Source organism: Thiomonas sp. 13-64-67, from assembly GCF_002282795.1.
GTDB lineage: Bacteria > Pseudomonadota > Gammaproteobacteria > Burkholderiales > Burkholderiaceae_C > Thiomonas > Thiomonas arsenitoxydans.
In genome coordinates, this window is the sequence record NZ_NCKP01000009.1 from 1 (window position 1) to 19,281 (window position 19,281).

Here is a 19,281-nt window from a genome sequence, read left to right on the forward strand (position 1 = left end):
GCCGACCCACTGGCGGTAGGCGCCGCTGGTGACGTGTTCCACCCAATCCGGGTTGTCGAGATACCACTGCACGGTTTTGCGCAGGCCGGTGGCGAAGGTTTCTTGCGGAGTCCAGCCCAGTTCGCGCTCGATCTTGCGGGCGTCGATGGCGTAGCGCCGGTCATGGCCGGGACGGTCGGCCACAAAAGTGATCTGCGCCCGGTAGCTGCTGCCATCCATCTTGGGGCGGAGTTGATCGAGCAGGTCGCACAGGGTGTGCACCACATCGAGATTCTTCACCTCGTTGCAGCCGCCGACGTTGTAGGTCTCACCAGGGCTGCCCGCTTCGAGCACGCGGGCGATGGCGCGGCAGTGGTCTTGCACATACAGCCAGTCGCGCACGTTCTGGCCGTCGCCATACACCGGCAGGGGTTTGTCGGCCAGGGCGTTGTGGATCATCAGCGGGATGAGCTTTTCGGGGAACTGGTAGGGGCCGTAGTTGTTGGAGCAGTTGGTGGTGAGCGTAGGCAGCCCATAGGTGTGATGCCAGGCGCGCACGAGGTGATCGCTTGCTGCCTTGCTCGCGCTGTAGGGGCTGTTGGGCGCGTAGGGGGTGGTCTCGGTGAAGGCGGGGTCGGTGAGCGAGAGGCTGCCGTACACCTCGTCGGTGGAGACGTGCAGGAAGCGGAAGGCGGCTTTCTCCGGCGCGGGCAACGCGGCCCAGTAGGCGCGGGTGGCTTCGAGCAGCTCGAAGGTGCCTTGCACATTGGTGCGGATGAAGTCGCCGGGGCCGTGGATGGAGCGGTCGACATGGCTCTCGGCGGCGAAGTGCAGGAGGGCGCGGGGGCGGTGCTGAGCCAGCAGCGCGGCCACCGCTGGGCGGTCGCAAATATCGAGCTGCGCGAAGTGGTAGCGCGGGTCGGAGGCCACTGGGGCCAGGCTCTCCAGGTTGCCCGCATAAGTGAGCGCGTCGAGCACCAGCACGGGCTCGTCCATCTGGCCCAGCCACTGGTGCACAAAATTGGCGCCGATGAAACCGGCGGCTCCGGTGAGGAAGATCATGAGGAAACGTCCGATGCAGGTCAGCAAAATTCTCAAAGCATAACCAAGGCTGCCGTTGCCGACGGCTGCCGGCTTCGGCGTACGCGGCAGCCGCGCTCAACATTCGACGATATTCACCGCCAGACCGCCGCGGGCGGTTTCTTTGTATTTGGTCTGCATGTCCGCGCCGGTGTCGCGCATAGTCTTGATGACCTGATCGAGCGAGACGATGTGGCGGCCGTCGCCGTGCAGGGCCATGCGCGCGGCGTTGAGCGCCTGCACCGAAGCGATGGCGTTGCGCTCGATGCAGGGCACTTGCACCAGCCCGCCAACGGGGTCGCAAGTCAGGCCGAGGTGGTGTTCCATGCCGATTTCCGCGGCGTTTTCCACCTGTTCGGGCGTGCCGCCGATGACAGCGCAGAGCGCACCGGCGGCCATGGAGCAGGCCACGCCCACCTCACCCTGGCAGCCAACCTCGGCGCCGCTGATCGAGGCGTTTTCTTTGTAGAGCAGGCCGATGGCGCCCGCGGTGAGCAGAAAGTCGGCCACACCCGCCTCGCTCGCGTTTGGGACGAAGCGGGTGTAGTAGTGCAGCACGGCGGGGATGATGCCCGCAGCGCCGTTGGTCGGCGCGGTGACCACGCGACCGCCTGCGGCGTTCTCTTCATTGACGGCCAGGGCGAAGAGATTGACCCAGTCGATGACTTGCAGCGGATCGCTCAGCGGCGTTGGCGGCATCGGCAGCGCGGAGGCATCAGTCAGCGCAACTCCGTGCGCGCCGCTCAGGGTGCGATAGAGCTTGGGCGCACGGCGCCGCACATGCAGCCAGCCGGGCAACTCGCCTTCGGTGGCGCAGCCATGCGCGACGCAGGCTTGCATGACCTGCCAGATGTGCTGCAGGCCGCGGTTGATTTCGGCATCGCTGCGCCAATGCTGCTCGTTGCGGCGCATGACACCCGCGATGCTGAGTTGGTGCGCACGGGTGAGTTCCAGCAGCTCTGCCCCGCTGTGAAACGGCAGGGGCAGCACGGTGGTGTCGGGCGCGATGCGTTTTTGCTTTTCGCCATCGGCCGCGACGTCTTCGCTCACCACGAAGCCGCCGCCCACGGAGTAGTAAACGCGCTGATCAATCAGCGCTCCAGCAGCGTCATGGGCAGAAAACCGCAGGCCGTTGGCATGCAGCGGCAACTGCTTGAGCGCGAAAAACACAATGTCGCGCGCGGGGTCGAAGTCCAGCGCTTGCGTGCCCAGCAGGTCGAGTCGGTGCGTGGTCTGCAGCGCCGCGATGCGCGCGGCAATGGTGTCCACATCCACGGTATCGGGCTGCTCACCCATCAGACCGAGGATGACGGCCTTGTCGCTGCCATGCCCCTTGCCCGTAGCGCCCAGCGAGCCATACAGCGCGCATTCGATCCGGGCGACGCGGGACATAAGTTGACTGCTTTGCAGATGCAGGGCGAACAGTCGCGCAGCCCGCATCGGCCCCACGGTGTGCGAGCTGCTGGGGCCGATGCCTACCTTGAACAGATCGAACACGGAGACGGCCACGGCGCCTCCTTCAGATCAAGCCTGCGCCGTGCAGGCCGCGATGAGATCGGCGGCGAAAGCATCGACCGATTCCGGCGTGGTGTCCCAGGCGCACATCAGGCGACAGCCGCCGTCGGCGATGAATTCATAGAAGCGCCAGCCCTGGCCGTGCAGGGTGTCGATGACGCCCCGCGGCAGATGGGCGAACACGGCGTTGGCCTCGGGCGGATGCATCACCCGTACGCCGGGCACCTCATGGATGGCAGCATAAAGACGCTGCGCCATGGCGTTGGCATGGCGGGCGTGACGCAGCCAGTTGTCGTTTTCCAGCATGCCCAGCCAGGGCGCGGAAATGAAGCGCATCTTCGAGGCAAGCTGCCCGGCTTGCTTCACGCGCCAGGCGAAATCGGCGGACAGCTCTCGGTCGAAAAACACCACGGCTTCGCCCACGGGCAGACCGTTCTTGGTGCCGCCGAAGCACAGCACGTCCACCCCGGCGCGCCAGGTGATGTCGCTCGGATGACAGCCCAGCGTAGCCACGGCGTTGGCGAACCGGGCCCCGTCCATGTGCAGCTTGAGATGGTGGCGCTTGGCCATGGCGGCAATGGCGCGCACCTCTTCGACGCTATACACCGTGCCCAGCTCGGTGGCCTGGGTGATGGAGACGACCTTGGGCTTGGGCGAATGGATGTCGCTGCGCTTGGTGGCCAGATAGTCGATGGCCTCGGGCGTGAGCTTGCCGCGCCGCGCCTGCGCGCTTTCAGCCTCGGTGATCAGCAGCTTGGAGCCGCCGGAGAAAAACTCCGGACAGCCGCATTCATCGGTTTCGATATGCGCCACCGGGGTGCAGATCACTGCGTGATAGCTCTGGCACATGGCGGCCAGCGCCAGCGAGTTGGCCGCGGTGCCGTTGAACACGAAGTACACGTCGCAATCGGTCTGGAACAGTTCGCGCAGCCGGTCGGAGACGCGGTGCGTCCAGCCATCGTCGCCATACGCCGGCTGATGGCCCGAGGCATTGGCCTGCAGCAGCCAGTGCAGGGCTTCGGGACAGATGCCGGCGTAATTGTCGCTGGCGAAATGCTGGCGGAGTTCAGGGGGGTGCATGGTGCGTCTTTTTAGATGTAGTCGCTGATGGGCAGGCAGGCGCACTGCAGGTTGCGGTCGCCCCAGGCGTTGTCCACCCGGCCCACCGGCGGCCAGTATTTGTTGGCCCTCAAGGCGGAAATCGGAAAGGCGGCCTCCTCGCGGCTGTGGACATGCGCCCAATCCGCGCCGAGCACGCTCGCTGCGGTGTGCGGGGCGGCCTTCAGAGGATTGTCCTCACGAGGCCATTCCCCTTTTTCCACCCGGGCAATCTCGGCGCGGATGGCGATCATGGCGTCGATGAAGCGGTCGAGCTCGGCCAGCGACTCGCTTTCGGTCGGCTCGATCATCAGCGTGCCCGGCACCGGGAAGCTCATGGTCGGTGCGTGAAAACCGTAGTCCATCAGGCGCTTGGCGACATCTTCGTTGCTGATGCCGGTGGCATCCTTCAGCGGACGCAGGTCGAGAATGCATTCGTGCGCCACGCGGCCGTTCTCGCCGGTGTAGAGCACCGGATAGTGGTCCTTGAGCTTTTCGGCGATGTAGTTGGCCGACAGAATGGCCACGCGGCTGGCCTGCGTCAGCCCGTCCGCGCCCATCATGCGCATATACATCCACGAAATCGGCAGCACGCTGGCATTGCCCAGGGGGGCTGCGCTGACCGCACCGACGGCGCCTTCACGCTCCAGACCGGTGGAACGATGCACTGGCAGGAACGGGGCGAGGTGGGCGCGCACGCCGATCGGCCCTACGCCGGGGCCGCCGCCGCCGTGCGGAATGCAGAAAGTCTTATGCAGATTCAGGTGCGACACATCCGCACCGAACTCGGGCGGGCTGGCCAGGCCGACCAGCGCGTTCATATTGGCGCCGTCCACATACACCTGCCCGCCATACTGGTGGATGATGTCGCAGATGGCGCGCACTTCGGTCTCGAACACGCCGTGCGTACTCGGGTAGGTGATCATGCACGCGGCGAGCTGGTCGGCATGCTGCTCGGCCTTGGCGCGCAGATCGGCCAGATCGACGTTGCCCTGCGCATCGCAGGCGGTGACGACCACTCGCATGCCCGCCATCTGCGCAGACGCCGGGTTGGTGCCGTGGGCCGAAGAGGGAATGAGGCAGACATCGCGATGCCCTTCACCCCGGCTGGCGTGATAGGCGCGAATGACCAGCAGCCCTGAGTACTCGCCCTGCGATCCGGCGTTGGGCTGCAGGCACATGGCGTCGTAGCCCGTGGCGGCACACAGCCATTGTTCGAGCTGCTGCGCCAGTTGGGTGTAGCCGCGGCTTTGGTCTGCGGGCGCAAAGGGGTGAATGGCGGCGAACTCAGGCCAGGTGATGGGCGTCATCTCGCTGGTGGCGTTGAGCTTCATGGTGCACGAGCCCAGCGGAATCATGGCGCGGTCGAGCGCGATGTCCTTGTCGGCCAGACGGCGCAGGTAGCGCAGCATTTCAGTCTCGCTGCGATAGCGATGGAACACCGGATGGGTGAGGAATGCGCTGACTCGGGCCAGTTGCTGCGGCCAGCGCGGCGCCACACCCTTTTCTGCGGCGGCAAACAGCGCCTCATTCTGCGTCACGCCGAAGCAGGCGAGGATGTCGGCCAGATCGCCGCGGGTGACGGTTTCGTCCAGCGACACCGCGACATGCTGCGCGCCGATACGGCGGAAGTTGATGCCCCGCTTCAGCGCAGCGGCATGCACCTCTTCAGTGCGCGCGCCGGTGTGTACCGACAGGGTGTCGAAGAACTGGGCATTGAGCACCGGCAGGCCGATCTGCTCCAGCCCCTGCGCCAGCAGCACGGTATAGGCATGCACCCGCTGGGCGATGCGCTTGAGGCCCTCGGGGCCGTGATAGACCGCGTACATGCTGGCCAGCACGGCGGGCAGCACCTGCGCGGTGCAAATATTGCTGGTGGCTTTTTCGCGGCGGATGTGCTGCTCCCGGGTCTGCAGCGCCAGGCGGTAAGCCGGTTGTCCATGCGCGTCCTGGCTGACGCCGACGAGACGGCCGGGCATCGAGCGCTTGAGCGCGTCGCGCACCGCCAGATAACCGGCGTGCGGGCCGCCCAGCCCCAGCGGCAGACCGAAACGCTGGGTGGTGCCGCAGGCGATGTCGGCCCCGAGTTCGCCCGGCGACATCAGCAGGGTGAGCGCCAAGAGATCGGCCGCCACCACGACCAGCACGCCTTTGGCCTTGAGCGCGGCGATGCGTTCGCGGTCGTCGCGCACGGTGCCGTCCACGCCCGGGTATTGCAGCAGCACGCCGAAATACTCACCTTCCAGCGCCTCGTCCACCGCGCCGGTAACGACCTCGATGTCCAGCGGCGCGGCGCGGGTGTGCAGCACTTCGAGGGTTTGCGGCAGCACATCGTCAGCGACGAAAAAGCGCTGCGATTTGGAGGGCGACTTGCTCGAACGCAGCGCCAGGGTCATGGCCTCGGCGGCGGCGGTGGCCTCGTCGAGCATGGAGGCGTTCGACACATCCATGCCGGTGAGATCGGCCACCAGGGTCTGGAAGTTGAGCAGCGCCTCCAGCCGCCCCTGGCTGATCTCCGGCTGATACGGCGTGTACGCGGTGTACCAGGCCGGGTTCTCCAGCACATTGCGCTGAATGACGCCGGGCATCAGGGCGTTGTAGTAGCCCTGGCCGATATAGCTGCGCATCACCCGGTTGCCGCTGGCGATGCCGCGCAACTCGCTCAGCGCCTGAGCTTCGTCGATGGCCGTCGGCAAATCGAACGCCTGCTTGCGACGGATAGCTGCAGGGATCACCGCGCTCATCAAACCCGACAGATCTTCAGCGCCCAGCGCCGACAGCATGTGCTGCTGCTCTGCCGCATCGGGGCCGATGTGACGGCGCTGGAAGGCCTGCGCATCTTCAAGATCGCGCAGCGCGGGTTGGGTGGACATCAACATGCGTATCTCCGGAAAGGCAGGTGTGTTCAGGCGTTCTTGAGCAGTTCGGCGTAGGCGGCTTCGTCCATGAGGCCGTCGAGCTGGCTCGGATCAGACAGCTTGATGCGGAAAAACCAGCCGCTGTCCTGCGGGTCGGTGTTGGCGAGCGACGGATCAGCGCGCAGGGTCTCATTGACCTCGGTCACTTCGCCCGAAACCGGGCTGAATACATCGGCCGCCGCCTTCACCGACTCGACCACGCCCACGGTGTCGTGCGCGGCGTAGGTCTTGCCCACTTCGGGTAGATCGACGAACACCACGTCGCCCAGCGCATCTTGCGCATGCGGGGTGATGCCCACGGTGGCGACGCCAGCGGCATCGACGCGAATCCATTCATGGTCGGGGGTGAATTTCAGGCTCATGGAAAACTCCGGATATCAAAAAGGGAATCAAATTAGACGCGGCAAGGCATCAAGGCTGCAATCGCGCCATCAACCACGCCAATAGCGGTGCGGCACAAACGGCATGGGTTGCAACTGCATGGGCACGGCACGGCCGCGCACCTGGGCGTACAGCGTGCCCGCGGGAACGGCAAACTCGGCGGCGACATAGGCCATCGCCACGGGGCCGCCCGCGCTCGGCGCAAAGCTGCCGCTGCTCACCCGGCCCGCCGAGCGGCCATCGGCGGCCAGCAGCTCCGTGCCCTCTCGCACCGGGGTGCGATCCAGACCGATAAGGCCGATGCGGCGCCGGGGCGCGAGATTCGGCTGATCGATTTGGGCCAGGATAACTTCGGCGCCCGGAAATCCTCCGGCGCGCGCGCCGCCGTGGCGCCGCACCTTCTGAATCGCCCAGGTCAGCCCCGCCTCGACCGGCGTGGTCGAGGTGCCGATATCGTGACCGTAGAGACAGAGCCCGGCTTCGAGCCGCAAGGTGTCGCGTGCCCCCAAACCGATGGGCTCAACCTCGGGCAGAGAGAGCAGCAAACGCGCAAGCCGCTGCGCATCGGCGGCGGCCACCGAGATTTCCAGCCCGTCTTCTCCGGTGTAGCCACTGCGTGTGGCAAAAATGCGAATCGCCCCCCCCTCGGTCGGGACATCCATCCAGCGACCCGTCATGAACACCAGGTCGGCCGCCTCGGGCACCAGACGGGCGAAGGTCTGCACGGCTTGCGGCCCCTGCAGCGCCAGCAAGGCCTGCTCGGGCATGGGCACAACCTCGCAGCGATCAGAAAGCGTCTGCAGCAAGGCCACATCCTGCACCTTGCAGGCGGCATTGACGATGAGGAATAGCTCCTGCCCGGCTCCATCGGCACGCTGACGCGGAATCACCATCAGGTCGTCGAGCACGCCGCCCTGCTCATTGGTGAACAAGGCGTAGCGCTGCTTGCCTTCGGGCAGCCCCTGGATGTCCATGGGCACCAAGGTTTCGAGCGCCGCAGCGGCGTCATCGCCTCGCAGCGCCACTTGCCCCATATGCGAAATATCGAACAGCCCCGCGCTTTGCCGGGTATGCAGGTGCTCGGCCAGAATGCCCTTCGGATATTGCACCGGCATGGCATAACCGGCAAATGGCACCATGCGCGCACCGAGTTCAAGGTGCAGGGCATGCAGGGGCGTCAAAATCAGTTCGGAATCTGCGGAGTGGGACACGTCGGTTCTCGCGGGGGGTGAGACGCCTGAAGGCGCCAATGCCGCCGCATCTCTTGCCATCGCGGCGCAAGACACAGCACTCAACCCCTCGCTGTCCCGGGTACCTGAGAGATTGATCCGGCGAACCCGAGTTGCCAGACTTGCCCCTTCGGTGAGCGCTCAATTTCAGCGCCACTCTCCAGTGAGGAACACCTTGCGGTGTGGTCAGTCCTTTTGCCTGAGCGGTACACCCGGTAAGGGCTTACGCCTTCGGCGGCCGCACAACATCGCAGCGCTCTCCTGACCAAAGCCAGTGTATCGCAGCCCGGCAAAGGCTTGCGCGGATTATTTTTTTCGGCGCTCTCCCCCGCCCAGCCCCAGGCTTTCACGATACTTTTGCCGTCTTGCCTGCTGCCGATCGGCCATGTCGCCCATGGCCCGCTTTTTCGAGATGCCGAACATGGGGTCGATGATCTCCCACCAGATGAACGCCAGCGCCAAGGGCAGGAGCACCCACCACCAAGACCAAGCCGCCACGGGCCCGATGCTCAGGAGTTTGAGGACGATAAAGATCAGACCCAGAATGACAAACGCCATGACAGTGCACCCATGAGAGGAAATAGCGACAAGATACAAAAGGAAACACCGATTTGCACTGCGCGTGTTGCGTGAAATCAATCTGAAATGACACCTGAGCAATTCTCGCTGACTTCTTGTGCTGCGCGTCAACCGAATTGATTAAGATGCGTTACTTGGCTGTACCCGTTTTGTTTAACCCTACTGGAGGACTGGAATGAAAAAAGCTGTTTTCGCTGCTGCCCTGGCCGCTGCCGCCACCATGACCATGTCATCGGCTTTCGCCGCTGAAGACATGCTGGCTCTGGCCAAATCGAAGAACTGCCTGGCTTGCCACGCAGTGGACAAAAAACTGGTTGGCCCGTCCTACCAGGAAGTCGCCGCCAAGTACGCTGGCAAACCGGGTGCGGTTGACACCCTGAGCAAGGCCATCCTGCACGGCGTGTCTGGCGTGTGGGGCCCGGTGCCCATGCCCGCCAACCCGCAAGTCACCCCCGCCCAAGCCAAGCAACTGGCCGAGTGGGTGCTGTCGCTGAAGAAGTAATTCATACGCATTCATAGGCGACACCCGCAATATCTAGTGTTGCCTTGAAGGACGTAGATCGATAGGTCTGCGACGCTGAAAAGCCGAGATGCCGCTAGGTCTCTCGGCTTTTTTATGCGCGCCGCTCCCACAGACTGAGTCGGCGCCCACAAAAAAGCGCCCCGAAAGGCGCTTGGGTTTGATGGACCGCTGCCGCAACAGACGGTCTAATCGCACCGGGTTTACTGCACGGCCACCACACTCTTCTTGCCGTCCTTGTCGAACGTCGAGATGGTGATGGTGGCGTCCACCAACTCACCAGTCTTGGTGAAGTGGATATCTTTCTTGGTCACGCCGTTGTAGTCGATGTTCTGGATGAAGGGCAGGTACTTCTTCGGATCGACTGACTTGGCTTTCATCATCGCATGCGCCAGCACCATGGTGCCGTCATACGAGTAAGGCGAATAGAGCTGGAACGCGCTGGCGCCGAACTCGGCGTCATAGCGCTTCTTCCAGGCTTCGCCGCCCGGCATCTGGCTCAGCGGGGAGCCGCCTTCGGCGCAGGTGACGCCAGCAACGGCTTCACCCGCGAGCTTGCCCAGTTCCGGTGCGCAGATGCCATCGCCGCCCATCAGCGTGGCCTTGATGCCCAGTTGGCGCATCTGGCGAACCAGCGGGCCGGCCTGGGGATACATGCCGCCGTAGAAAATGATGTCCGGCTGCGAAGCCTTGATCTTGGTCAGAATGGCGGAGAAGTCGGTGGCTTTGTCGTTGGTGTACTCGCGATCCACCAGTTTCATGCCGTCTTTCTGGGCCGTCTTGGCGAACACGTCGGCCACGCCCTGACCGTAGGCGGTACGGTCATCGATCACAGCGACGGTCTTGGCTTTCAGCGTGTTCTTGGCATAGTTGGCCAAACCTGCGCCCAGCGCGCTGTCGTTGGCGATGATGCGGAAGAAGGTCTTGAAGCCTTGTTGCGAAATCTTGGGATCGGTGGATGAAGGGGTGATGTTGGGGATGCCGGCGTTGTTGTAAATGCGCGAAGCGGGGAAGGTGCAGCCGGAGTTCAAGTGGCCGACGACGCCATTGACCTTTTCATCAACGAATTTTTGCGCCACAGTGGTGGCTTGTTTCGGGTCGGCTTGGTCGTCCTGGGCATCGACCTTCCACTCGACCTTTTTGCCGCCGATGACGATGTTCTGCGCGTTCAGATCTTTGATGGCCATTTTCACGCCGTTGGCGTTGTCCTGGCCGAAGCTGGCTTGCGGGCCAGACAGGGGAGATGCGCTACCGATGGTGACGGTGATGGTGTCCGCAGCGTAGGCGGTGCCAATGGCCATGGACAGGGCCAGCAGCGGAGCGACGTATTTCAGTTTCATGAATGAGCCTCCAATAGGAAAGACGTGTGTTGTGTTGTGAAGTCAGCTTGAATCTGACAGGGCGATACATTAACCGAGTTACAGAATTTTGAACAGATCGCCTCTACCAACACTAGCAAGCAATGTGCCTGCTGGCTTTTGGGTTGACTGCCTGGCAAAACTATTTCAGTTCAAGCGGTTTCAAGCTTGCTGCAACGCCTCGGCGAGCGAGGCGCGCAGGGTTGGCTTGAGGGTGTCGAACAGTCTGGCGGCCAGTTGGGGGGCCAGCGCATCCAGCTCGGCGTAAACCAGCTCCAGCAACTGCTGCTGAAGCCCGGGTGCGATGCGCAGCCAGAGTTCGTCGAGGTCGATGGCGGGCACCTCCAGCAACGGAACGTCTGCAGACTGTGCAAGCTCGGGGCCGCGATAGACCGCCTGCGCATAGGCCGAGGGCTGGACTGCAAACGGGGGTTCGACGATGTCTTCCTCGATCACGGCATCCTCAGGCTCCAATCGCTCGGTGAGCACGGGCAAGACGACAGGGTTGGGCGGTAAAGATTTCATGATCGGGACGGGATGATGGTGGGATCGAACCCGGCGGCCCGATAAGCGCGCAGGCGTTCGCGGGCGGCGGGCTTGTCGGGCCCGTTTTCACTGACGAGTTCGATCACCCGCTCCAGAGATTCCCAGCCGGTCACCAGATCGGGGCCGAGATTCACCAGGGCAGTCACCCGCCCGGCCCGGGGCAGATCGGGCTGAGGAGCCAGGATGACCGGCGTTTTGTCAGCGAGCGGGTCGTCCTGCCAGACATGCGGCACAAAACTGCCGGGCTGAAAAGTCCACAACAACGGATCGAGTTCCGTGAGCAAGGGCTCGGGCGCGGCTACCAGCACGCGAGCGCCGCGCTGCGTCGCCGTGCGCAGCAGCCCACAGACGTAACGCAGCGGGTCGGGCAGGTTCACACGAAACTCGACCGAGCAGGGCATGATGGCGCGCAACGTCGGGTTGCCGGACAACGCTTATTGCGCCTGCGACAGCAGGTAGCTGACCAGCAGCGGCACCGGGCGGCCGGTAGCCCCCTTGTTGGCGCCGCTGTTCCAGGCCGTGCCCGCGATGTCGAGGTGCGCCCAGCGGTAGTCTTTCGCGAAGCGCCACAGAAAGCAGGCTGCCGTAATGGCGCCAGCGGGCCGCCCGCCGATATTGGCCACATCGGCGAAATTGCTCTTGAGCGCATCGGCGTAGTCGGTCTCAAGCGGCATGCGCCAGCAGGGATCGAGCGTGGCGCGACCGGCTTCGAGCAGCGCGTTGGCCAGAGCGTCGTCTGCGGTGAACAGGCCACTGTTGACCTTGCCCAGCGCAATCACGCAGGCCCCGGTGAGCGTGGCGATGTCCACCACCGACTGCGGTTTGTAGCGCGCCGCGTAGGTCAGCGCGTCGCAGAGGATGAGGCGGCCTTCGGCGTCGGTGTTGAGAATTTCGATGGTCTGACCCGACATGCTGGTCACCACATCACCGGGTTTGATCGCGCCGCCGTCGGGCATGTTCTCGGTGGCCGCGATCAGGCCGACCACGTTGATCTTGGGTTTGATGCGGGCAATGGCCTCGAACGCGCCCAGCACCGACGCGGCTCCAGACATGTCGAACTTCATTTCGTCCATCTCGGCGCCGGGCTTGAGCGAAATGCCGCCGGTATCGAAGGTCACGCCTTTACCGACGAGCACATGCGGCGCGTCTTTCTTGCCCGCGCCGCGATATTCCAGCACGATGAACTTGGGCGGCTGCACCGAGCCCTGCGCCACGGCCAGAAACGAACCCATACCGAGCTTTTCCATTTCCGGACGCCCGAGCACCTTGCAGTCCAGTCCGTGGAATTTGGCCATCTTTTTCGCCATTTCAGCGAGATAGGTGGGCGTGCAGTAATTGGCCGGCAGATTGGCGAGTTCGCGCGTGAGGCGCACGCCGATGGCGACCGACTCGGCCTGCTGCAGGGCGGCTTTCGCTGAAGCCGGCACGGCATCGCCCCCCACGGCGCAGAGCTGAACGGCTTCGAGCGCAGGGGTATCGGCGTCTTCGACGTTACGCGTCGTATCGAAGCGGTGGAACACCTCGGAGAATACCGTGGGCGTGAGTTCAGCCAGGGTATCCAGGCCATTGACCGACAGCAGATGCGCCTGCTTGACCGGCAAGGTCTTGAGCATCTGGGCGGCGGCCTGCAGCGCCTTTTTCCAGTCGCGCAATTCCGGCTTGGCCGCCAGCCCCACGAGCAGCAGACGCCGCGCCGCGACCGCGGTGGGCCGGTGCAGTGACAGAACGCTGCCAGGCTTGGCCTTGAAATCGCCATCCACGGCCAGTTGGGCGATCAGGTTGTCGAGTGCGTCCGCATCGTTCAGACCGCTGGCGCCGCGCCCCTCGGGCACAAAGACCACCAGGGCATCGGTTTTGGTCTGAAGCGGCTTTTTGACGGCGGATATACTGAATTTCATGTTCAGGGTTCCTGAGTGAGTGTGGCTGCATTATTCCATCGCGCTTCGCTTTACGCCCCCCCAGCGGCCCGCCGCCCACATCGCCCCAGCCGCCAGTTTTCCTCATGCTCCTCGATTTGACCCTGCGCCGTGAAATGAGCCGCAATTTCGGCGGCGCTTTCACCGTGCTGTTCACCGTGGTCATCACCCTGATGCTCATTCGCATTCTGGGTCAGGCGTCCGATGGTCAGGCCAGCCCGCAGGATGTGTTTCTGCTCATCGGTCTGACCGCGCTGAGCTATTTGCAGATCGTCATCACCCTGTCGCTGTTTCTGGCGGTGCTGCTCACCTTCACTCGCATGTGGCTCGATTCCGAGATGACCATCTGGCGCACCACCGGGGTGGGGCGGCTGCGGTTGATGGTCAGCGTGCTGCGCTTTTCGTGGCCCATTCTGCTGTTGATCGCCGCACTCACCCTGTTTGCCTGGCCCTGGGCCAACCAGCAGTCCACGGCGTTGCGCATCCGCTTCGAGCAACGCTCCGACATTTCGCGCGTGGCGCCGGGGCAGTTCCGCGAATCGGCCTCGGGCAAGCGGGTGTTTTTCATCGACAAGGGCGCGCAGGCCGGGGGGGTGGCGCACGACATTTTCATCCGCGATGACACCTCGGGACAGACGGTGCTGATCACGGCGCGCTCGGCGCAGGTGCAGCGCATCGATGGTCAGCCCTTTTTGGTGCTGAGCAACGGCAACCGCTACGCGCATACGCCGGGGCAGGCCAACTACACCATCACCTCCTTCGATTCGCTGGACATGCGGCTCGATGCAACCACCGGTTTGAGCAATGTGGCGGACAACAAGACCGGGCCGGTCAACTGGCTCACGCAGCCCAACCGCAACGTACCCACCGAGTATCTGTTCAACCCCGCCATTCCCAACTGGCTGGGCGAACTGTCGTGGCGGCTGGGTGTGCCGTTGTCTGCGGCCTTGCTGGCCTTGATGGCGCTGCCGCTGGCCTCGGGTTCGGTGCGAACCGGCCGCGCGGGCAGCCTGATCAGCGCCATTCTGGTTTATCTGATTTATTTCAACCTGCTCAATGTGCTGCAAGGCTGGATCAGCGAAGGCCGGGTGGGATTTACTAGCGGCTTCCTGCTGGTGCATGGCGGCGCGGTACTGTTCCTGTTGTTGCTGCTGATGCGGGGCAACGGCTGGCTGCACCGCCTGTGGCCAGGCCGCGCACGATCCGGAGCACACGCCTGATGCGCACGGTACGCCGCTTTCTGCTGCTGCATGTGCTCAGCGCAGTGGGTCTGGTGACCCTGGCTTTTCTTGCGCTGCTGTTTTTCATCGACATGCTCAACGACCTGAGCAATCTGGGCAAGCCGGGTTTCAGCCTGAGCGGCACCCTGCTGCATGTCGCGCTGAGCATGCCCAGCCGCGCCTATGAAGTGTTGCCCATCGCCACTCTGGTGGGCGGCGTGTTCGCGCTGGCCTCTTTGGCCGCAAGCAGCGAATTCACCATTCTGCGAATTTCGGGACTGAGCCCGCGCGCGGCGCTGGTTTTGCTGCTGCAACTGGCCGCCGCACTGGTCGTCACCTTGTTCCTGCTCGGTGAGTGGCTTGCACCGGCAGCCGGGCAACTGTCGGCGCGCTTGCAGGCCGGGGGGGGTTCCGGCATCGGCACCCAATTGGCTTCGGGCGTTTGGCTGCGCAACGATTCAGACCGAAGCGGCAATCAGACCGTCAACATCAAGGCCATCAACACCCGAGGCGATCTCACCGACATCCACATCTACGTGCTCAATGCCCAGGCGCAGATTGCTGCGGAACTGCATGCGCCCAGTGGCCAGTACGAAGGCGGTGGCACCTGGATGCTGCACAACGTCACCCGCACCGAACTCCCGCAACAGACCGGCGCCGCATTAAAAGTGACCCAGTTGCCGAGCTATCGCTGGCGGACCTCGCTCTCGCCCAGCGTGCTCGGAGTGCTGTTGCTATCGCCCGACAAGATGTCGGCCATCGACCTGTGGCGCTACATCCAGCATTTGCGCGCCAATCATCAGGCGGCGGAACGCTATGAAATCCAACTGTGGAAAAAGCTGTTCTACCCCTTCAGCGCCGTGGTGATGTTGCTGCTGGCCCTGCCCTTCGCCTACCTGCACACGCGCTCGAAAGGCGTCAGCGGCAAAGTGCTCGCGGGCATCGTGCTGGGAATCGCGTTCATCCTGCTCAACACCTTGTTTTCCAGTCTGGGCATTTTGGGAACGTGGCCGCCGGCCATCACCGCAGCCATGCCCATGCTGCTGTTTGGCGGACTGGGGCTGATCGTGTTTGCCTGGCAGGTGCGGTTCCGCTAAAACCGGCCGAACAAGGATTGCGATGAACTTGCACCAATTCCGTTTTCTGCAAGAGGCCGTGCGCCGCAAGCTCAACCTCACCGAGGCGGCGCGGGCGCTGCATACCTCGCAGCCCGGCGTGTCCAAGGCCATCATCGAGTTGGAGAGCGAGCTGGGGGTGGAAATTTTCAGCCGCCACGGCAAGCGCATCCGCAAACTCACCGAGCCGGGCGTCGAGGTGCTGCGCAGTGTGGACATCATTCTGCGCGAGGTCGCCAACCTCAAGCGCATCGGGCAAGACTACGCCGCGCGCGATGCAGGCCAGCTCACGGTGGCCGCCACTCACACCCAGGCCCGCTACAAGCTGCCCTGGGTGATTGCCGAGTTCCGCCGACGCATGCCCGCCGTGCAGGTGCAACTGCTGCAGGGCACGCCCGACCAAGTGGCGCAGGCCGTGCGCGAAGAACGCGCCGATCTGGGCCTGGCCAGCGAGTCGCTGCAAGATTCGCCCGACCTGCTCACCCTGCCCTGCTACAGCTGGCAGCATCTGGCCGTCGTGCCGCACGGGCACGCCTTGTGTGATCGCACCGAGCTCACCCTGGCCGAACTGGCCACCTTTCCGCTGGTGACCTACGAGCCCACCTTTGCCGGACGCCGCCAGATCGATGCCGCCTTCGCCCATGCCAACCTGCAACCGCAGATCGTGCTCGAAGCGCTCGATTCCGACGTGCTCAAAACCTATGTCGAACTGGGGCTGGGTGTGGGGCTGATCGCCGAAATGGCCATCTCGGCTGAACGTGACACCGCACTGCGCGCGCTTCCCGCCGGCCATCTGTTCGGTCAGCAGCTCACGCGCGTGGCGTTCAAGCGCGGCGTGCTGCAACGCAGTTTCGTGCCCCTGTTCACCGAGCTGATCTCGCCCCGCCTGCCGCGCAAACTGGTGGAACAAACCCTGCGTGGTGAGCTGGACGGGCAAGACGTGTTTTCCATCTGAGAGGGTGTGAACAAATCCGCCACGCCCGCTCCTCGCGCCCAAACACCCCCGCTCGGCGTTGCAAATGCTCGCCGTGCCGACGGGCACGGCTGTGCTTTGCGCCTTGATCGCGGGCGTTTGGACGCGCTGCTCTGCCACGCCGGATTTGTTCACACCCTCTGACCGCCGCTGTCCCCCATGTCGCTCCAAACTCACCAAACGCCCCACATTGCCTCGCGTCTGCCGCAAGTCGGCACCACCATCTTCACCGTCATGTCGGCACTGGCGCAGGAGCATGGCGCCATCAACCTCGGCCAGGGATTTCCGGATTTTTCCTGCGACCCGCGCCTCATCGACGCGGTGGATCAGGCCATGCGCCGCGGCGCCAACCAATATCCGCCCATGACCGGCGTTCCCGCCTTGCGGCAAGCGGTGGCCGACAAGATCGCCGCGCTGCACGGTATGCGCTATGACGCCGACGCCGAAATCACCATCACCGCCGGGGCGACTCAGGCCATTTTCACGGCCCTGCTCGCCGTGGTGCATCCGGGCGATGAAGTCATTGTGCTCACGCCCAGCTACGACAGCTACCTGCCCAACATCGCCCTGTGCGGCGGCGTGGCCCGCACCGTGCCCTTGCAAGCCGACTTCCGCCCGGATTTCGCCGCCATTGCCGCGGCCATCACCCCACGCACCCGTGCCTTGCTCATCAACAGTCCGCACAATCCCAGCGGCACGGTCTGGAGCGAGGCCGATATGCGCCAGCTCGAAGCGCTGCTCGCGCCCACCGACATCGTGCTGATTGCCGATGAGGTGTACGAGCACATGGTGTTCGACGGCGCACAGCATCAGAGCGCCGCGCGGTTTCCCGGCCTGGCCGCGCGTACCTTCGTGGTGTCGAGTTTCGGCAAAACCTTTCACGTCACGGGTTGGAAGGTCGGCAGCGTCGCAGCCCCGGCCGCGCTCACCGCCGAGTTCCGCAAGGTGCATCAGTTCAACGTGTTCACCGTCAACACGCCCATGCAGCATGGCTTGGCCGACTATCTGGCCGACCCGGCGCCTTACCGCGATCTGCCCGGCTTCTATCAGGCCAAGCGCGACCGCTTCCGCGCCGGACTCGCGGCCAGCCGGTTTGAACTGCTGCCCTGCAGCGGCAGCTACTTTCAGTGCGTGCGCTACGACGCCATCAGCGACCTGCCGGACGACGCCTTCTGCCGCTGGCTCACCGCCGAGATCGGCGTGGCCGCTATTCCGCTATCGGCCTTCGAGCCCGACGGATGGCAGCGCGGCGTGGTTCGTTTCTGTTTCGCCAAACAAGACGCCACACTGGACGCCGCGCTCAAACGACTTGCTGCGCTGTAGGCTATTTGTCGCGCCACGCCTGCACCGCCTGCGCCAGCAGTTCGGGCAGGGTGTTGGAACGAACGTCCAGCCCCAGTACACCGAGCGCCTCCTGCACGCTCTGCGCTCCGCCCACGAAGGCTGCCGCGCCCTGATGCTTGGAGAGCTTTTGTCCCTGCGCGTCCCGCACCAGCGGGGTGTGCAGATAGCGCGGCGTCGGCAGCCCGAGCAGACGCTGCAGGGCGATCTGCCGGGCGGTCGAAGCGGCCAGATCTTCCCCGCGCACCACATCGGTCACGCCTTGCGCCGCATCGTCCACCACCACGGCGAGTTGATAGGCCCAGGCGCCGTCGGCGCGTTTGAGCACAAAGTCGCCCACCTCCTGGCTGAGCACCTGAGACTGCGCGCCCAAGCGGCGGTCGCTCCAGCGCAGGGGCTGCGCGGCATCGTCAGGCAGACGCACGCGCCATGATCGCGGACTACGGCCGTGCAGCCCTGTGCGGCAAGTTCCGGGATAGACCGCCTCTTGCCCACGCGCCGGCAGGCGGCCCTGCGCGCCAAGTAGCGCCAGAATGTCTGAGCGGGAACAGCCACAGGGGTAAGCCCGACCGGAGGTGACGAGTTGGTCGAGCGCCTGCTGATAGAGCGCCTCGCGCTGCGATTGCCAAACGGGCGGCTGATCGGGCTGCAGACCGCAGTCCGCAAGTTGCTGCAGGATGCACTCGGCGGCGCCGGGCTGGTTGCGGGTGAAGTCCACGTCTTCCACGCGCACCAGCCAGAGCCCGCCATGCGCGCGCGCGTCCAACCAGGAGGCCAGCGCAGCGACCAGAGAGCCCGCATGCAGCGGCCCGGTGGGTGACGGCGCAAACCGGCCGACGTAAGTCTGTATCTGTAGGGATGTCGTCATGCCAGCGGACACTGGCGACCCGGGCTCAATGCCCTTCAATCAGGGCGTTGATGTCCTGTGCCAGATCTTTGGCCGAGACGCCCTCGCGCTCGAACAGCCGGATCTTGCCCTTGGGATCGAACACATAAAACCCGGCGGTGTGATCCATGGTGTAGCTGCCCGGCGTCTTGCCCGGTACTTTTTTGTAATAGACCTTGAAGTCTTTCGCCGTTAGCGCGATCTGCGCGGGCGTGCCGGTAAGCGCCAGGAAAGTCGGGTTGAAATGAGTGACGTAGGCCTTGAGGATTTCCGGCGTGTCACGCTCGGGGTCGACGGTAACGAACAGAAACTGCACATCGCGGGCTTTCTCGCCCAGATCGTCCATGGCCTGCGCCACCACCTGCATCGATGCCGGGCAGACGTCGGGACATTGGGTATAGCCGAAGTACATCACCACCACCTTGCCGGCAAAGTCGGCCAGGGTGCGGGTCTTGCCATTGAAATCGGTCAGCGAAAAGCCATCGGCATAAGGCACCCCGGTGATGTCCACGCCGTGAAACACATAGGGTTTGCTGCAAGCCGCCAGCACCAAAGGGGCAAGGGGCGCAAAAGCGGCAGACAGAACCAGCGAGCGACGTGCGGCAGAAAAGCGGGCGGGCATCAGAC

Annotated in this window: 18 protein-coding genes and 2 riboswitches; of the genes, 5 read left to right on the top strand and 13 right to left on the bottom strand. The window is 64.2% G+C overall.

Annotation, left to right across the window (positions count from 1 at the left end):
- From rfbB to B7X30_RS03670, 7 genes are all read right to left on the bottom strand, one after another.
- Positions 1-1,041 (bottom strand): dTDP-glucose 4,6-dehydratase (gene rfbB, locus B7X30_RS03640; RefSeq protein ID WP_286729105.1); only part of this gene is annotated, 1,041 nt, incomplete at its 3' end.
- Between the two features lie 96 nt (positions 1,042-1,137).
- The gene (locus B7X30_RS03645; RefSeq protein ID WP_286729108.1) at positions 1,138-2,568 is read right to left on the bottom strand and encodes an L-serine ammonia-lyase; all 1,431 of its coding nucleotides are present in this window, start codon (positions 2,566-2,568) and stop codon (positions 1,138-1,140) included.
- Between the two features lie 15 nt (positions 2,569-2,583).
- Positions 2,584-3,654 carry a threonine aldolase family protein gene (locus B7X30_RS03650; protein ID WP_286729109.1) on the bottom strand — a complete coding sequence of 357 codons (1,071 nt, stop codon included), beginning with the start codon at positions 3,652-3,654 and terminating at the stop codon, positions 2,584-2,586.
- 11 nt (positions 3,655-3,665) lie between these two features.
- On the bottom strand, positions 3,666-6,551 hold the full coding sequence (gene gcvP / locus B7X30_RS03655) for an aminomethyl-transferring glycine dehydrogenase (protein WP_286729110.1): 2,886 nt from the start codon (positions 6,549-6,551) through the stop codon (positions 3,666-3,668).
- Positions 6,552-6,577: 26 nt separating this feature from the next.
- A complete protein-coding gene (gene gcvH, locus B7X30_RS03660; protein ID WP_156053428.1) occupies positions 6,578-6,952 on the bottom strand; it encodes a glycine cleavage system protein GcvH in 375 nt (124 codons plus the stop codon).
- A gap of 69 nt (positions 6,953-7,021) precedes the next feature.
- Positions 7,022-8,182, bottom strand: a complete 1,161-nt coding sequence (gene gcvT, locus B7X30_RS03665; protein WP_286729111.1) for a glycine cleavage system aminomethyltransferase GcvT — start codon at positions 8,180-8,182, stop codon at positions 7,022-7,024.
- Positions 8,183-8,263: 81 nt separating this feature from the next.
- Positions 8,264-8,374: riboswitch (glycine riboswitch) on the bottom strand.
- Positions 8,375-8,377: 3 nt separating this feature from the next.
- A riboswitch (glycine riboswitch) is annotated at positions 8,378-8,474 on the bottom strand.
- Positions 8,475-8,506: 32 nt separating this feature from the next.
- The gene (locus B7X30_RS03670) at positions 8,507-8,758 is read right to left on the bottom strand and encodes a TIGR04438 family Trp-rich protein (RefSeq protein WP_156053430.1); all 252 of its coding nucleotides are present in this window, start codon (positions 8,756-8,758) and stop codon (positions 8,507-8,509) included.
- Between the two features lie 196 nt (positions 8,759-8,954).
- Here B7X30_RS03670 and B7X30_RS03675 point away from each other — a divergent pair, with 196 nt between their 5' ends.
- Entirely contained in the window at positions 8,955-9,281 is a 327-nt protein-coding gene (locus tag B7X30_RS03675; RefSeq protein WP_013106855.1) for a c-type cytochrome, read from the top strand.
- A gap of 221 nt (positions 9,282-9,502) precedes the next feature.
- Here the strand turns inward: B7X30_RS03675 and B7X30_RS03680 are convergent, their stop codons facing one another.
- The 4 genes from B7X30_RS03680 to B7X30_RS03695 form a co-directional block, all read right to left on the bottom strand.
- On the bottom strand, positions 9,503-10,639 hold the full coding sequence (locus B7X30_RS03680; protein ID WP_013124077.1) for a branched-chain amino acid ABC transporter substrate-binding protein: 1,137 nt from the start codon (positions 10,637-10,639) through the stop codon (positions 9,503-9,505).
- Positions 10,640-10,819: 180 nt separating this feature from the next.
- Positions 10,820-11,182 (bottom strand): hypothetical protein, encoded by a 363-nt coding sequence (locus B7X30_RS03685; protein WP_013106857.1) that lies wholly within the window; start codon positions 11,180-11,182, stop codon positions 10,820-10,822.
- On the bottom strand, positions 11,179-11,634 hold the full coding sequence (locus B7X30_RS03690) for a DNA polymerase III subunit chi (RefSeq protein ID WP_286729114.1): 456 nt from the start codon (positions 11,632-11,634) through the stop codon (positions 11,179-11,181). Before B7X30_RS03690 ends, B7X30_RS03685 begins: the two co-directional genes overlap by 4 nt.
- Positions 11,635-11,637: 3 nt before the next feature.
- Positions 11,638-13,101 carry a leucyl aminopeptidase gene (locus B7X30_RS03695; RefSeq protein ID WP_286729116.1) on the bottom strand — a complete coding sequence of 488 codons (1,464 nt, stop codon included), beginning with the start codon at positions 13,099-13,101 and terminating at the stop codon, positions 11,638-11,640.
- Between the two features lie 104 nt (positions 13,102-13,205).
- Here B7X30_RS03695 and lptF point away from each other — a divergent pair, with 104 nt between their 5' ends.
- The 4 genes from lptF (at position 13,206) to B7X30_RS03715 (ending at position 17,750) form a co-directional block, all read left to right on the top strand.
- Positions 13,206-14,339 carry an LPS export ABC transporter permease LptF gene (gene lptF / locus B7X30_RS03700; RefSeq protein WP_286729118.1) on the top strand — a complete coding sequence of 378 codons (1,134 nt, stop codon included), beginning with the start codon at positions 13,206-13,208 and terminating at the stop codon, positions 14,337-14,339.
- A complete protein-coding gene (lptG, locus tag B7X30_RS03705) occupies positions 14,339-15,436 on the top strand; it encodes an LPS export ABC transporter permease LptG (protein ID WP_286729119.1) in 1,098 nt (365 codons plus the stop codon). The genes lptF and lptG overlap by 1 nt, the downstream gene beginning before the upstream one ends.
- Before the next feature lie 22 nt (positions 15,437-15,458).
- The gene (locus tag B7X30_RS03710; RefSeq protein ID WP_013106862.1) at positions 15,459-16,409 is read left to right on the top strand and encodes a CysB family HTH-type transcriptional regulator; all 951 of its coding nucleotides are present in this window, start codon (positions 15,459-15,461) and stop codon (positions 16,407-16,409) included.
- Positions 16,410-16,586: 177 nt separating this feature from the next.
- Complete coding sequence (locus tag B7X30_RS03715) at positions 16,587-17,750, top strand: pyridoxal phosphate-dependent aminotransferase (RefSeq protein WP_286729121.1); 1,164 nt, start codon at positions 16,587-16,589, stop codon at positions 17,748-17,750.
- Position 17,751: 1 nt separating this feature from the next.
- Here the strand turns inward: B7X30_RS03715 and gluQRS are convergent, their stop codons facing one another.
- Together gluQRS and B7X30_RS03725 are read right to left on the bottom strand one after the other, a co-directional pair.
- Positions 17,752-18,636: a tRNA glutamyl-Q(34) synthetase GluQRS gene (gluQRS, locus tag B7X30_RS03720; protein ID WP_286729123.1), complete on the bottom strand. Its 885-nt coding sequence runs from the start codon at positions 18,634-18,636 to the stop codon at positions 17,752-17,754.
- A 25-nt stretch (positions 18,637-18,661) separates the two neighbouring features.
- Positions 18,662-19,276, bottom strand: coding sequence for an SCO family protein (locus B7X30_RS03725; protein ID WP_286729124.1), 615 nt, complete (start codon positions 19,274-19,276; stop codon positions 18,662-18,664).
- Between the last annotated feature and the right edge of the window lie 5 nt (positions 19,277-19,281).

What these genes read in the sequence shown, in the direction of transcription:
- lptF (WP_286729118.1), top strand. Translation starts at nt 13,206, where the DNA reads ATGCTCCTCGATTTGACCCTGCGCCGTGAAATGAGCCGCAATTTCGGC.
- B7X30_RS03650 (WP_286729109.1), bottom strand. Translation starts at nt 3,654, where the DNA reads ATGCACCCCCCTGAACTCCGCCAGCATTTCGCCAGCGACAATTACGCC.
- B7X30_RS03715 (WP_286729121.1), top strand. Translation starts at nt 16,587, where the DNA reads ATGTCGCTCCAAACTCACCAAACGCCCCACATTGCCTCGCGTCTGCCG.
- B7X30_RS03685 (WP_013106857.1), bottom strand. Translation starts at nt 11,182, where the DNA reads ATGAAATCTTTACCGCCCAACCCTGTCGTCTTGCCCGTGCTCACCGAG.
- B7X30_RS03725 (WP_286729124.1), bottom strand. Translation starts at nt 19,276, where the DNA reads ATGCCCGCCCGCTTTTCTGCCGCACGTCGCTCGCTGGTTCTGTCTGCC.
- B7X30_RS03675 (WP_013106855.1), top strand. Translation starts at nt 8,955, where the DNA reads ATGAAAAAAGCTGTTTTCGCTGCTGCCCTGGCCGCTGCCGCCACCATG.
- gcvH (WP_156053428.1), bottom strand. Translation starts at nt 6,952, where the DNA reads ATGAGCCTGAAATTCACCCCCGACCATGAATGGATTCGCGTCGATGCC.
- lptG (WP_286729119.1), top strand. Translation starts at nt 14,339, where the DNA reads ATGCGCACGGTACGCCGCTTTCTGCTGCTGCATGTGCTCAGCGCAGTG.
- B7X30_RS03680 (WP_013124077.1), bottom strand. Translation starts at nt 10,639, where the DNA reads ATGAAACTGAAATACGTCGCTCCGCTGCTGGCCCTGTCCATGGCCATT.
- B7X30_RS03695 (WP_286729116.1), bottom strand. Translation starts at nt 13,101, where the DNA reads ATGAAATTCAGTATATCCGCCGTCAAAAAGCCGCTTCAGACCAAAACC.
- B7X30_RS03670 (WP_156053430.1), bottom strand. Translation starts at nt 8,758, where the DNA reads ATGGCGTTTGTCATTCTGGGTCTGATCTTTATCGTCCTCAAACTCCTG.
- gcvP (WP_286729110.1), bottom strand. Translation starts at nt 6,551, where the DNA reads ATGTTGATGTCCACCCAACCCGCGCTGCGCGATCTTGAAGATGCGCAG.
- gluQRS (WP_286729123.1), bottom strand. Translation starts at nt 18,636, where the DNA reads ATGACGACATCCCTACAGATACAGACTTACGTCGGCCGGTTTGCGCCG.
- B7X30_RS03710 (WP_013106862.1), top strand. Translation starts at nt 15,459, where the DNA reads ATGAACTTGCACCAATTCCGTTTTCTGCAAGAGGCCGTGCGCCGCAAG.